This is a genomic window from Pseudomonas sp. EpS/L25, assembly GCF_001512295.1.
Taxonomy (GTDB): domain Bacteria; phylum Pseudomonadota; class Gammaproteobacteria; order Pseudomonadales; family Pseudomonadaceae; genus Chryseomonas.
The window spans coordinates 352320-365667 of record NZ_LNUP01000018.1 but is presented as its reverse complement, the minus strand read 5'-3'; the positions used below and the strand labels follow the sequence as shown (position 1 = coordinate 365667).

Sequence of the window (13348 nt, the reverse complement as noted above, 5' to 3'; positions counted from 1 at the left end):
GGCCCTCGCGACCGGCGGGAATAGCCTCTAGGGTGGGAATGACCTGCACCAACGAGGATTTCCCATGCCCCTGCGCACCCTGCTCTGCTACGGCGACTCCAATACCCACGGTACCCGCCCCATGACCCAGCCCGGCGTACTCGAACGCTTCGGCTGGGACGAGCGCTGGACCGGCGTGCTGGCCCGTGGCCTGGGTCACGACTGGCGGTTGATCGAGGAAGGGCTGCCCGCCCGCACCACGGTCCACGACGATCCCATCGATGGCCACCACAAGAACGGCCTTAGCTACCTGCGGCCTTGCCTGGAAAGCCAGCTACCGGTGGATGTGCTCATCCTGATGCTGGGCACCAACGATCTGAAGGCCCGTCTTTCGATGACGCCGGCGGACATCGCTAGTGCCTTGCAGGTGCTGCTGGAGGAGATCGGGCGCTGCAACGCCGGCCCGGATGGTGGCCAGCCCAAGCTGATCGTGATGGCCCCGGCGCCCATCGAGGAAGTGGGCTTTCTCGGCGAGATCTTCGTCGGCGGCGCAGCCAAGTCCCGCGAGTTGGCCGCACGTTATCGCCAGGTGGCCGCAGCCCAGGGCGCGGCCTTCGTCGATGCGGGCGAGATCATCCGGGTGAGTCCGGTGGACGGCGTACATTTCGCGGCGGACCAGCATCTGCGGCTGGGGGAGCACCTGGTGGGGGTGGTCAGAGCGGCCGCAAGCGCCTGAGCGTAGCGTGGACAACGGCGCAGCCTTGTCCGCGGACGCGAGACCACACAGTGGAAAACGCTACGCGGTTTTCCACGCTACGACTCGCTTGGCATCGGTCCGTTGGGCTTCGACGATAGAGCCGTCTCAACCCAACCTACGAGAGCCGGGCCCGCGCGGCGGTGCATCGTAGGTTGGGCTGAGCGCAAGCGAAGCCCAACAGGCCGAACTCCGCATCGCACCGTCGGGCTTCGACGATGGCACCATCTCGGCCCAGGCGGAGCACCCTCACTCCACCTTCTTGCGAATCCAATATAGATAACGCCCTTCCCCTTCGCTCCTTTCCACCAGTTCATGGCCGAGGAAGACGCAGAACTTGGGGATGTCGCGCTGGGTGGAGGGGTCGGTGGCAATGATCTTGAGCAAGGCGCCGGGAGCGATGTCGCGCACCTTGTTGTGCAGCATCATCACCGGCTCCGGACAATTCAGCCCGCTGGCGTCGAGGGTGGCATCGGCTTCGAGGGTCATCGGTACTCCAGAAAACGCTTAAAATAGACATCGAGTAGGCGCGAGAATCTGTGCAAAGTTTCGCGAGCTAGAGACAGGGAAGGCGCAACGACCAGCGGGAGTAACAGCCAACGGCTGGCCCGAAGGGTGAGCGCCAGCGAATCAAACGCCGAGGAAGCGCAGTTTACGAGCTGTGAATGAGCATTGCGACGGGGCCGCCCAGGTGGGGCTGGCGATCCAGGCAGTTTTCAACGCAGCCTGGCCGACGCGCAGCAAACGTTGGATAGGTTCTCAGGGTTTCTTATCCAGCCGCCGCAGGTGACAGGTCACTTCCTCGCGGTCGTGGTAGAGCTGCTTGCAGCCGATGGTGACGCGCAGGCCGCGGCCTGCGAAGTGGTCGTGCAGGCGTTCGAGGATGCCGGCCACTTCGCGATAGCGCTGTTTCATCGGCAGCTTGAGGTTAACCACCGCCTCGCGGCAATGGCCCTCACCGATCCAGCGCTCGATCAGCGCCGCGGTACGGGCGGGCTTCTCGACGATGTCGCAGACCATCCAATCCACCGGTCGCTTGGGGACGAAGGCGTAGCCGTCGACCTGCAGGTGCTCGACGAGGCCGGTATCCATCAGCGCCTCGTTCATGGGGCCGTTGTCCACCGCCGTGACCAGCATCTCGCGGGCCACCAGTTGCCAGGTCCAGCCACCTGGGGCAGCGCCCAGATCGACCGCGCGCATCTCGGAGGACAGCCGGGTTTCCCATTCGGGACGCGGAATGAAGTGGTGCCAGGCCTCTTCCAGCTTGAGGGTCGAGCGACTGGGGGCCTCGCGGGGAAATCTCAGCCGCGGAATGCCCATGGGCCAGAGCGCGGCGTTGTCCGGCTCGACCAGGCCGACGAAGACCTCGCGCCCGCTGAGAAAAGTCAGCTGCAGCCGCGGCGCCCGGGCATCGTCCACCAGGCGGCCGGCCTTGCGCAGCGCCAGGGTCAGGGGGCGCTCGAACTTCTTGCAAAAGGTGGACAGCGCCTTGCCGTCGTTGGTGTCGGGCATCTCCAGGGCCAGGCTGCCGCAGACGGGATAGTCAGCCAACAGCTCCAGCAGCGGACCGATGCGATCCTGCTCGGGCAGGCCGAGAAAGGCGCCGCGCGACCACTGGCGCGGAAAGATCAGCTCGGCGAAGTGGATGTTCTGCATCAGCCGGGCCGCACCCGCCGCGTCGCCGCAGACGAATTCAGCATAGGCTGTCCCCGGCTTGCCCTTGGCGTAACCGGCCACGCCGAGCAGCGCCGCCCGTTCGCCGAGTTCGGCGCAGACTTCGCTTTCGAAACCGGTACGGCACAGCAGCAACAGGGTATTCACGACGGGGCTTCCTCAAGGGGTCACGCAGGGCGCGCACTATACCCCAGCGCGCCAGACAGGGAACGTAGACGGCGCCTATCGGTCCAGTACTACACCTAGAAAAATCAGTCCGCCCAGCGCTGGTTCGGGTCTCTTTCACCTTTCGAGGCTCGAACGGCCAGCGGGCAACCGTCGAAGCGTCGATAAGGAGACCCCTGATGCCAGCCCTGGATAGCCTCAACAGCCTCAAGACCCTGCAGGTCGGCGAGCGCACCTACCACTACTACAGCCTGCCGGACGCGGCCAAGACCCTGGGCAATCTCGACCAGTTGCCCAAGTCGCTCAAGGTGCTGCTGGAAAACCTGCTGCGCTGGGAGGACAACGAGACCGTCACCGGCGAAGACCTCCAGGCCCTGGCCGACTGGACCAAGACCCGCTCCGCCGACCGCGAGATCCAGTACCGCCCGGCGCGGGTGCTGATGCAGGACTTCACCGGCGTACCGGCGGTGGTCGACCTGGCCGCCATGCGCGAAGCCGTGGCCAAGGCCGGAGGCGATCCGCAGCGGATCAATCCGCTTTCCCCCGTCGACCTGGTGATCGACCACTCGGTGATGGTGGATAGCTATGCCAGCGAGAACGCCTACCACGAGAACGTCGAGATCGAGATGGAGCGCAACGGCGAGCGCTACGCCTTCCTGCGCTGGGGCCAGAACGCCTTCGACAACTTCCGCGTGGTCCCACCGGGCACCGGCATCTGCCACCAGGTCAACCTGGAGTACCTGGGGCGCAGCGTCTGGACCAAGGAAGAAGACGGCAAAACCTATGCTTTCCCCGACACCCTGGTGGGCACCGACTCCCACACCACCATGATCAACGGCCTGGGCGTACTGGGCTGGGGCGTGGGCGGCATCGAGGCCGAGGCGGCCATGCTCGGCCAACCGGTGTCCATGCTGATCCCCGAGGTGGTGGGCTTCAAGCTCACCGGCAAGCTGCGCGAGGGCATCACCGCCACCGACCTGGTGCTGACCGTCACCCAGATGCTGCGCAAGAAGGGCGTGGTGGGCAAGTTCGTCGAATTCTTCGGCGATGGCCTGGCCACCCTGCCCCTGGCCGACCGCGCCACCATCGGCAACATGGCTCCCGAATACGGCGCCACCTGCGGCTTCTTCCCGGTGGACCAGATCACCCTGGATTACCTGCGCCTGTCCGGTCGCCCCGAGGAAACCGTGCAGTTGGTGGAAGCCTACACCCAGGCCCAGGGCCTATGGCGCAACCCTGGGGACGAGCCGGTCTTCACCGATGTCCTGGAACTGGACATGGGCGAAGTCCAGTCCAGCCTGGCCGGCCCCAAGCGGCCCCAGGATCGCGTGCTGCTCGGCGACGTGGCCAAGACCTTCGGTGACTTCGCCGCCCTGGCGCCGAAGAAGGCCGAGGCAGCCAAGGTCGGCAGTGGCGTCGAGGTTCAGCTCGAAGGCGAGACCTTCCAGTTGGAAGACGGTGCCGTGGTCATCGCCGCCATCACTTCCTGCACCAACACCTCCAATCCCAGCGTCATGATGGCCGCCGGCCTCCTGGCGAAGAAGGCCGCCGAGAAGGGCCTGAAGCGCAAGCCCTGGGTCAAGTCGTCCCTCGCCCCCGGCTCCAAGGTAGTGACCGACTACTACAATGCCGCCGGCCTCACCCCCTATCTCAACGACCTCGGCTTCGATCTGGTGGGCTACGGCTGCACCACCTGCATCGGCAACTCCGGCCCGTTGCTCGACCCCATCGAGAAGGCCATTCAGGACGCCGATCTCACCGTAGCCTCGGTGCTTTCCGGTAACCGCAACTTCGAAGGTCGGGTGCATCCCTTGGTCAAGACCAACTGGCTGGCTTCCCCGCCGCTGGTGGTGGCCTATGCCCTGGCCGGCAGCGTCAAGGTCGATCTCACCGAGGAGCCGCTGGGTACCGGCAACGATGGTCAGCCGGTCTTTCTGAAGGACGTCTGGCCCAGCCAGCAGGAAGTGGCCGAGGCAGTGCAGAAGCTCGACACCGCCATGTTCCACAAGCAGTATGGCGCCGTGTTCGACGGCGACGAGAAGTGGCAGGCCATCCAGGTACCGGACGCCGAGACCTATGTCTGGGATGCCGATTCCACCTACATCCAGAATCCGCCTTTCTTCGAGGGCATCGCCGGCGACCCGCCGCGTATCGCCGACATCCACGACGCGCGCATCCTGGCGCTGCTGGGCGATTCGGTCACCACCGACCACATCTCCCCCGCCGGCAACATCAAGAAGGACAGCCCCGCCGGCCGCTACCTGGCCGAGCATGGCGTGGACTACGCCGACTTCAACTCCTATGGCTCCCGCCGCGGTAACCATGAAGTCATGATGAGAGGCACCTTCGCCAACATCCGTATCAAGAACGAGATGCTCGGTGGCGAGGAAGGCGGCAATACCCTTCACGTGCCCAGTGGCGAAAAACTGTCGATCTATGACGCGGCCATGAAGTACGAGCTGGAGAACACCCCACTGGTGATCATCGCCGGCAAGGAATATGGCACTGGCTCCTCCCGCGACTGGGCGGCCAAGGGCACCAACCTGCTGGGCGTCAAGGCCGTGGTCGCCGAAAGCTTCGAGCGAATTCACCGATCCAACCTGGTGGGCATGGGCGTGCTGCCGCTGCAGTTCAAGGACGGCGTGGACCGCAAGTCCCTGGGACTGACCGGTAAGGAGAAGATAGCCGTGCTGGGGATCGATGGCGTCGAGTTGCGTCCGCGCATGCCCCTGACCCTGGAGATCACCCGCGAGGACGGCAGCCTGGAGAGCGTCGAGGTGCTCTGCCGCATCGACACGGTCAACGAGGTGAGCTACTTCAAGGCCGGCGGCATCCTGCACTACGTACTGCGGGAGTTCCTGGCCAAGCCGGCGGCTTGATGAACCCTGCCCCGGTCACTGCGACCGGGGCAACCTCCCATTTCCAGGATATCCGTTCATGCCACCTGGACTCGAACAGCCAGGTTCCACTAGGACGGGCGGCTTCAGCTAAACTTGAAAGCGCCCTGTGAGAGGTATACTCATGCCCCAGCCCAATCTGGATACGAAACGGCGCTACTACATACGTATACGTCAGGCCAACTATGTAGCCAGCTTGAAACTGGAAGGCTTTGACCTGAAATCCGACGCTCTGGAAACCGTCGGGAAAGATAAGCAAGCCCTTCTCGCGCATTACCGACGTCTGAGCCAGGCGCAATGATCGATAAGTACGGAGTCGGTCAGGATCCGTACTGCTATCCCGGCACCACGACCTTACGCAACCTGCTCGACATCCGGGATGACAAGTTACTGGCGGCAGCCGAACGCGATCTCTCTCGACTCGCGGCCAGCAAGTTGATGTTCGAATTACCGACCTACGACCTTGACTGTCTGTGCCAACTGCATCGGCTGCTGTTCCAAGACATCTACCCCTGGGCTGGCGAACTGCGCACCCTCGATATTGCCAAGGACAGCACCCGCTTTGTACAGCGCACCGGCTGATACCGGAGGCCAACAAGCTGTTTGCGAAAATGCAGGCGGAAAACTGGTTCGAGGGGCAATCCCGTGACGTCCTGATCGGGTTGAGTGCCGAACTCTACGGCGATCTGAACATGGTGCACCCTTTCCGCGATGGCAACGGCCGTGCCCAGCGCCTGCTGTTCGAGCATCTCATCATCAACGCGGGCTACCAGATCGATTGGTCACCGGTAGCGCGCGATGAATGGATAGCTGCCAACGTCGCCGCCGTCCACTGCGACTACCGTGCACTGGAGCGAATATTCGCTCGTTGCATAGGCTCCGCTATCGAGTGAGTGGCCTCAGCCCTCCAGCAAGCACTGCGCATCCCGCCCGAACCCTTCGACCACCTCCTGCAACGGCCCGAGAAAGCGTGGGTGGATCAGCCATAGCTGGATTTCCGGCTTGAAGTCCTTCAGCGGGAGGGCCGCCAGACGTTCGCGGTGGACACTGCGCGCCAGTAGCGGCGCCGGGACCAGGCCGAGCCCTTGGCCATCGGCCACCAGGCCGAGTTGGAGTTCAGTGCCATAGGTTTCCAGGTTGATGCGTAGCGCCTGGCCCTGTTCGGCCAAGGTGCGCTGCAGGCTGGCGCGAAAGCCGCAGCCGTCGGGGTTGAGCACCCAGCCCTGGCCCTGGATGTCGGCCAGCCGCTGCGCCCTGGGTGGCAACTGGTCGCGCGCGCAAACCACCTGCAGCGGCATGGCGCCCAGGGCCTGGGCCTCGACGCCGTCGGGAAACACCTTGTTGGCCGGGAACAGCACCAGGGCGCCGTCCAGCTCGCCGTGCTCGATACGGCTGACCAGTACGCTGCCCCAGCCGGTCGCCACCTGGGTGCGCAGCTCCGGGTAGCGGGTGCGGATGTCCTTCACGGCCTCCAGCAACAGCGCATCGCCTAGGGTCTGGGGCACGCCCAGGCGCAGCAGCCCGGACGGCGGGGCATCGCCCGCCACCCGCTCGCGCAGGGCATCCATCTCGCGCAGGATGGCGCGGCAGTGACCATAGACCTCCTGGCCCAGGCGGGTCGGCTTGAGTGGCTTGGTGTGGCGGTCGAGCAACTCGACCCCGAGATCCTGTTCGAGACTCTGCAGCCGGCGGGTGATGGCCGGCTGGGTGAGCCCCAGGGACAGGGCAGCGGCGTTGAGGGAGCCACTGCGGATCACCGCGACGAAGGCTTCGATATCGTCGGTCTTCATGAGGAGGCGTCTGACTTCCGGCTGATGGACATGCGCCTCAAGCATAACGCAACGCCTCCACGTCGGTATCGGGCTCAGCGCTGTGCCGTCTCTGTCAGCGGCGCCAGGCTCGTGCCAAAGCCGTCGTAGAACAGGCGGCTGGCGTCATAACCCTTGACCAGGCCCTCAGCGGCGAAGAAGTCGACGGTACGCTGCGCCTGGGCGATGGCCGCCGGTGTGACCGGTCCAATAGCGGTGCGCGCTCGGGCGAACCAGGCCTGGGCGATCGCAGCGTCGGCGCGGGTGCGCTCGGCCCAGGCGCTGGCGTAGCGCGCCGTATGCTCGGGATCGGCATTGGCCCAGGTGCGCGCCTGGTGCAGCCGCTGGAGGAAGTCGGCAATGGCCTGGTGCTTGGCCGCATCGTCCAGCGCACCCTGGCTGGCGACCACGAAGCTTTGCGCAGGGATCAGGCCTTCGGCGGTGGTGAGCACCCGAGCGCCGTGGCGCTGGGCCTGGGTGACATAGGGTTCCCAGGTGGCGATGGCGTCCACTGAGCCGCCTTCCAGGGCGTGGGAGGCATCCAGGGCATTGAGATAGCGGAAGCTCACCTGATCGCGCGGCACGCCCGCGCGGTCCAGGGCGGACAATGCCAGCTGCTGGCTCCAGGACCCCTTCCAGATCGCCACCGTCTTGCCCGGCAAATCCGCCAGGCTGCGGATGCTGGAATCGCCGCGCACCAGCACCGCCACGCCGTCCAGGCTCTGGCGGCTGATGCCGACTACCTTGATCGGTGCGCCCAGGGCACCGAGGAACAACGGGGGCGCATCGCCCAGTAGCCCCAGGTCGAGGCTACCGACGTTGAGCGCCTCGGCCACCGGCGAGCCGGCGGTGAATTGCTTCCACTCCAATTGGTACGGCAGGCCGTGTAGGACCCCGGCCGCCTCCATCACGGTGCGGGTGTTGTAACTCTGGTCGCCCACCACCAGGGTGGTGGCCAACGCCTGGGTGGCGGCCAGCAGGCCGAGGGTGAGACTCGCGAGGATTTTGCGCAGCATGGGAATTCCTTAGTGCTTATTCAAAGGCTCGCGAGCTAGAGACAAACAAGGCGAAAAGACCTGAGGAAGCGGAGTTTACGAAGGGTAAATGAGCATTCCGAAGGTCTTTTCAACGCCGTTTGGCCGACGCGCAGCAGACTTTAAGTCAGGTATAGGCACGGATGCCGGGATACTGGCCATTGACCGCATAGCGGCCGACCTCCAGCACCTTGTAGGCCAGGGGATCATGCAGGCTGTGGGTGCGGACATCGCGCCAGAAGCGGTCCAGGCCCAGGCGGTTGTGGGTGGCGCGGGCGCCCAGGGCATCGAACACCCGGGTGGTGACGTCCAGGGCGGTACGGGCCGCCAGCACCTTGGCGCTGGCCACGGCGATGAAGGTCTCGCCGCGCAGTTCGGCGGTGAAGGCGTCATCAGCCGCGAGCAGGGCATCCACCCGGCCTGCTGCCACGTCCGCCAGGGCCACGGCGCCCTGCAGGGCGATCCACAGCTCGCCCACCTGGCTCAGCACCAGTTGGTCCTCGGTGGCGTGGGTGGCCAGGGAATGCACCCAGGGCCGGGCCTCTTCATGGAGATAACGCCGCGCCTCCCGCAGAACACCCTGGGCGGCGCCCAGGTAGTACTGGGTGAAGGCCGACTGATTGACCGGGGTGCGGATCACCGCGGCGAAGTCGCTGGCATCCTCCAGGTCGCAGACCTGGGCTTCCTCGGCGCTGGCCCAGACTTCGGTGAGGGTGAAGCTGCCGCTGTCGCTGCGGGCCACCCCGAAGTGGTCCCAGTCATCGGCGTACACCAGTCCCGGACGATCCGCCGGCAGGGTGAGCATCAGCCGCGCCCCGCTTACCTGGTCGCGGGCGCTGATGGCAAGTCGGTCGGCGAAGGCGGCGCCGCTGCAGAAGCCCTTGCGTCCGGTCAGGCGATAGCCGCCGGCGACCGGGATGGCGCGGATGTCGTCGTCGCGAGGATTGATCACCCCGGCCAGCCACAGCCGCCCCTCGGCGACCTCCGCCAGCAACTGGTCGCGCCGCGGCTGAGGCTCGCGGCGCAGGTTGACGGTGTTGAGCAGGTGATAGCCAAGGAGCATCCCCACCGAGCCGTCGCCGGCGGCGATCTCGCGCAGCACCCGCATGGCCAACGACCAGGGCTGACCGGCGCCCCCGAGCCGCACGGGAATGACCAGATTGGTCAGGCCGCTGTCCTTGAGTCTTTGCAATTGGGCATCGGGGCGGACCCGGTCACGCTCGTCGGCCACCACCCGGGCGGCGAACTCCACGGCTATTTCGCGGGCCAGGGCCAGCCAGCCGTCGGCCTCCTTGATCATGCTCATCTAGTCCTCCAGAGGGCCGAGGCCCAGTTGATCTCTCAGGGTCTCGCCCTGGTACTGGCGTCGGAACAGGCCGCGTCGCTGCAGGTGCGGCACCACGCTCTCGCTGAATTCGACGAAGGAACCCGGCAGGTAGCCGGGGGAAATCACGAAGCCATCGCAGCCGCCGGCTTCGAACCACTCGGCCAGCCGTTCGGCGATCTGGGCACCGGTACCCGCCAGCTGCGGCACACGGACGCTGGCGGCGTAGCTGCGACCCAATTCGGCCAGGGTGGTGCGCGGCCCCAGCGCCAGGAGCTTCTCGGCAGCGGCCGGCGGCAGGTCGCCGACCTCGGCCACCTCGCCCAGGGCCGTATCCAGGGTGAAGCGGGAGAGGTCGATATTGAGCTGGGAGCAAAGGGTGATCAGCCCCACCTCCGGTTGTGCCAGGGCGTTGTGCCTTTCCTGCTTGGCGCGCGCCTCGGCTTCGCTGCCGCCGATGAAGGGCATGACCGAGGTAAGGATCTTGCAGCCATCGGGAGAGCGTCCCTGCTCCAGCACCTGGCGGCGCACGTCGTCGCGAAAGGCACGCATGGCGGCGAGATTCGGCTGGATGGTGAAGATGGCCTCGGCCCAGCGCGCGCCGAAGCGCCGTCCGCGGCCGCTGGAACCGGCCTGGATCAGCACGGGGCGGCCCTGGGGGCTGCGCGGAATATTGAGCGGGCCTTCCACGCGGAACCAGTTGCCCTGGTGATTCAGAGAGCGAACCTGCGCCGGATCGGCCAGCACCCCGCCTTCCCGATCCAGGTGCAGGGCCTGCGGACCCCAGCTGCGCCAGAGCTTTACCGCCACCTCGACGAATTCGTCGGCGCGGTCGTAGCGCAGGTCGTGCTCCAGATGGCGATCCTTGCCGAACAACCGGCCTTCGCTGTCGTTCATCGAGGTGACGATGTTCCAGGCGGCGCGCCCGCGGGACAGGTGATCGAGGGTGGCGAAGGCCCGGGCGACATGGGCCGGCTCGTAGTAGGTGGTGGAGCGAGTACAGCCCAGGCCGAGGTGGCGGGTATGGGCGACCAGATAGGACAGTAGCGGCAGCGGATCGAGGCGGGTGGCGTCCTGGGCGCCCAGGCGCAGGGCGGTTTCCCGCGAGCCGCCAAGCTGGTCGCCCACGGCCAGGCGGTCGGCGAAGAACAGGAAATCGAACAGCCCTTCCTCCAGGGCCTTGGCCGCACGCACGTAGTAGTCCGGGTCGAGGAAGTCGCCCTGGGTCTCAGGGTGGCGCCAGACGGCATGGCTATGGACGACGGGACCGGCCAGCAGGAAGCCGGCGAGGTGCAGTTGGCGACTCATCGGCTGGCCTCCCGGGGCGTCTGCAGATAACGATTGAAGCTCTGGTCATAGAGCGACTGGACGTCGTAGGGCTGTTGCAGCACCCCGGCCTTGACCAGGAAATCGGCGGTCTTCTGACCATCGCTGAGGGTCTGGGCGCTGATCGGCTCGACCCAGGTGGCATCGCGGCGGAACCAGCGTTCGGCGATGGCCGGATCGGAGTTGTTGCGCTTGGCCCAGGCCTGGGCGTAGGCATCGACGTGGTCGCGGGCCCAACTACGGGCGCGTTGCAGGCGGGCGACGAAATCGCCGATGGCGGCGCGGTTCTCGTCCAGGTGCTGGGTGTTGGCTACCACGTAGACCGGGGCCGGCATCAGGTCCTTGGCGGTGACCAGCACCCGTCCACCCTGGCGCTCCACCATGCTCACGTAGGGCTCCCAGGTGGCGGTGGCGTCGAGCGTGCCCTGGCTCAAGGCGGCTACCGCCTCGGTGGGCATCAGGTAGCTGTAGCGCGGCGCATCGCTGGGCAGCCCGGCCTGTTCCAGCGCCGAGTAGACCAGTTGCTGGCTCCAGGAGCCCTTCCAGATGGCCACGCGCTTGCCGGCCAGATCCGCCACCGTCTCGATGGGTGAATCCTTGCCGACCACGATGGCGGTGCCGTCCGGGCGATTGCGGGTCACCGCCACCACCTTGACCGGTCCACCGCGGGCGGCCAGGGCGATCACCGGCGTGTCGCCGACGATGCCCAGGTCGATGGAGCCGACGTTGAGCGCCTCCACCACCGGCCCGCCGGCATTGAATCTCTTCCACTGGATCTCGTAGGGCAGTTCCTTGAGCTCGCCGGCCTGCTCCAACAGGGTGCTGCTGTAGTAGAACTGGTCACCGATGGTGAGGGTGACCGCCTTGGCCAGGCTGGCGGAGGTACCGGCCAGCAGGCCGGCGGCAAATAGCAATCCCTTGATCACGAAGGCGTCTCCTCGAAGGGCTCGGGAGCGCTCCGTGGGTACGGTCGCGCGGTGGGTTGGCCAGAAGGCTTCAGCCGGTACGACGGGCGCCGGCCAGGCGCGCGGCGACCTTCTCACGCGTAAGCGGGATCAGCTCGCGACCGTATTCGACGGCGTCGTTGAGCGGATCGAAGCCGCGGATCAGGAAGCTGTCGACGCCCAGGTCGTAGTAATCCAGCAAGGCATCGGCGACCTGCTCGGCGGTGCCCACCAAAGCGGTGGAGTTGTGCCCGCCGCCCACCAGGGCGGCGATGCCGGTCCAGAGGCGGCGATCCACCCTATCGCCCAGGGCCACGGTGTCGCGCAGGCGCTGGGCACCCACGGCTTCCGGCTTGGCCGGGTGCACGGCGCCTTCAGCGGCCAGGCGCGCCTTGGCCTGTTGGCGGATGGCTTCGGCCTTCGCCCAGGCGTCGTCCTCGGTATCACCGAGGATCACCCGGAAGGAGACGTTGAATTTCGGCGTGCGGCCATGGCGCGCCGCCTCGGCGCGGACCGCGAAGAGGGTCTCGCGGGTCTGGGCCAGGGACTCACCCCACAGCGCGAAGACATCGGCGTGCTTGCCGGCCACCCGCAGCGCGGCGGGCGAGGAACCCCCGAAGTAAACCGGCAGGCTCGGTTGCTGCAACGGCTTGATGGCGGAGAAGCCATGCGCGACCCGGTAATGCTCGCCCTCATGGTCGAACGGCTGGGTAGCGGTCCACTCCTGGCGCACCACGTCGAGGAATTCCTCGGTACGGGCGTAGCGCTGGTCGTGATCGAGCCAGTCGCCGTCCTTGCGCTGTTCGCCATCGCTGCCGCCGCTGATGATGTGTACCGCCAGGCGGCCGTCGAGCAGATGATCGAGGGTGGCCAGCTTGCGCGCCGCCAGGGTCGGGGCGACGAAGCCGGGGCGGTGGGCCAGCAGGAACTTGAGCGTCCGGGTGGCTTGCCCGGCCAGGGCGGTGACCAGGAAGCCATCGGGCTGATCGGACCAGTAGCCGACCAGGATGCGATCAAAGCCGGCCTGCTCGTGGGCCTGGGCGAAACGGGTGACGTAGCCCTTGTCGAAGATGGGACCGGAGGGGGCAATGATCTCCGAGGTGAGGCGGTGGCCGATCATGCCGAGGAATTGAACGCTCATGGAGTGGATCCCGTGCCGAGGTGAAAGGGTGCCTTCAGGAAAGGCGTTGGCTGGGGTCCACCTTAGGCAGGCAGGGCATAAGAAGGAAATTCCTTATGCGCATATCCTAATTCTAGTTTTATTTGAATTTCGCATGTATCAGGATGCCGTAACATTAATCGCGGCCATGGGCCGCTCCTACAGGAGCATTCTTACCCATAGCGCCGTAGCGTGGAAAACGGCGCAGCCTTTTCCACCGGGTGTTCGCTACGAAGGGCGCCCGCAGCCCGCCCTTTGCCAAAGGGAGGGGGGTTATTCGAGCG

At 66.0% G+C, this 13348-nt stretch carries 11 protein-coding genes and 1 pseudogene; 4 read left to right on the top strand and 8 right to left on the bottom strand.

Going from position 1 to position 13348, the window contains the following annotated elements:
- Positions 1 to 64: 64 nt before the first annotated feature.
- A complete protein-coding gene (locus tag AR540_RS24045; RefSeq protein ID WP_059232472.1) occupies positions 65 to 715 on the top strand; it encodes an SGNH/GDSL hydrolase family protein in 651 nt (216 codons plus the stop codon).
- A 267-nt stretch (positions 716 to 982) separates the two neighbouring features.
- On the opposite strand, the gene tusA is transcribed toward AR540_RS24045, so the two are convergent.
- Together tusA and rlmM are read right to left on the bottom strand one after the other, a co-directional pair.
- Complete coding sequence (tusA, locus tag AR540_RS24040; RefSeq protein ID WP_059232471.1) at positions 983 to 1222, bottom strand: sulfurtransferase TusA; 240 nt, start codon at positions 1220 to 1222, stop codon at positions 983 to 985.
- 270 nt (positions 1223 to 1492) lie between these two features.
- Complete coding sequence (gene rlmM, locus AR540_RS24035; protein WP_059232470.1) at positions 1493 to 2554, bottom strand: 23S rRNA (cytidine(2498)-2'-O)-methyltransferase RlmM; 1062 nt, start codon at positions 2552 to 2554, stop codon at positions 1493 to 1495.
- A gap of 197 nt (positions 2555 to 2751) precedes the next feature.
- Here rlmM and acnA point away from each other — a divergent pair, with 197 nt between their 5' ends.
- From acnA to AR540_RS24025, 3 genes and pseudogenes are all read left to right on the top strand, one after another.
- Positions 2752 to 5451, top strand: coding sequence for an aconitate hydratase AcnA (gene acnA / locus AR540_RS24030; protein ID WP_059232469.1), 2700 nt, complete (start codon positions 2752 to 2754; stop codon positions 5449 to 5451).
- Positions 5452 to 5593: 142 nt separating this feature from the next.
- On the top strand, positions 5594 to 5770 hold the full coding sequence (locus tag AR540_RS25600) for a YhfG family protein (protein WP_153014306.1): 177 nt from the start codon (positions 5594 to 5596) through the stop codon (positions 5768 to 5770).
- Positions 5767 to 6362: pseudogene (locus tag AR540_RS24025) on the top strand (Fic/DOC family protein). Before AR540_RS25600 ends, AR540_RS24025 begins: the two are co-directional and overlap by 4 nt.
- Positions 6363 to 6368: 6 nt before the next feature.
- On the opposite strand, the gene AR540_RS24020 reads toward AR540_RS24025, so the two are convergent.
- The 6 genes from AR540_RS24020 to AR540_RS23995 all read right to left on the bottom strand — a co-directional run bounded on the left by AR540_RS24020 (position 6369) and on the right by AR540_RS23995 (position 13046).
- A complete protein-coding gene (locus AR540_RS24020) occupies positions 6369 to 7259 on the bottom strand; it encodes a LysR family transcriptional regulator (protein WP_059232468.1) in 891 nt (296 codons plus the stop codon).
- Positions 7260 to 7333: 74 nt separating this feature from the next.
- Positions 7334 to 8293 carry an ABC transporter substrate-binding protein gene (locus tag AR540_RS24015; RefSeq protein WP_059232467.1) on the bottom strand — a complete coding sequence of 320 codons (960 nt, stop codon included), beginning with the start codon at positions 8291 to 8293 and terminating at the stop codon, positions 7334 to 7336.
- A 145-nt stretch (positions 8294 to 8438) separates the two neighbouring features.
- Entirely contained in the window at positions 8439 to 9617 is a 1179-nt protein-coding gene (locus AR540_RS24010; RefSeq protein ID WP_059232466.1) for an acyl-CoA dehydrogenase family protein, read from the bottom strand.
- A complete protein-coding gene (locus AR540_RS24005) occupies positions 9618 to 10943 on the bottom strand; it encodes an LLM class flavin-dependent oxidoreductase (RefSeq protein ID WP_059232465.1) in 1326 nt (441 codons plus the stop codon).
- Positions 10940 to 11887, bottom strand: coding sequence for an ABC transporter substrate-binding protein (locus tag AR540_RS24000; protein ID WP_059232464.1), 948 nt, complete (start codon positions 11885 to 11887; stop codon positions 10940 to 10942). Before AR540_RS24000 ends, AR540_RS24005 begins: the two co-directional genes overlap by 4 nt.
- Positions 11888 to 11957: 70 nt before the next feature.
- Complete coding sequence (locus AR540_RS23995) at positions 11958 to 13046, bottom strand: LLM class flavin-dependent oxidoreductase (RefSeq protein WP_059232463.1); 1089 nt, start codon at positions 13044 to 13046, stop codon at positions 11958 to 11960.
- Between the last annotated feature and the right edge of the window lie 302 nt (positions 13047 to 13348).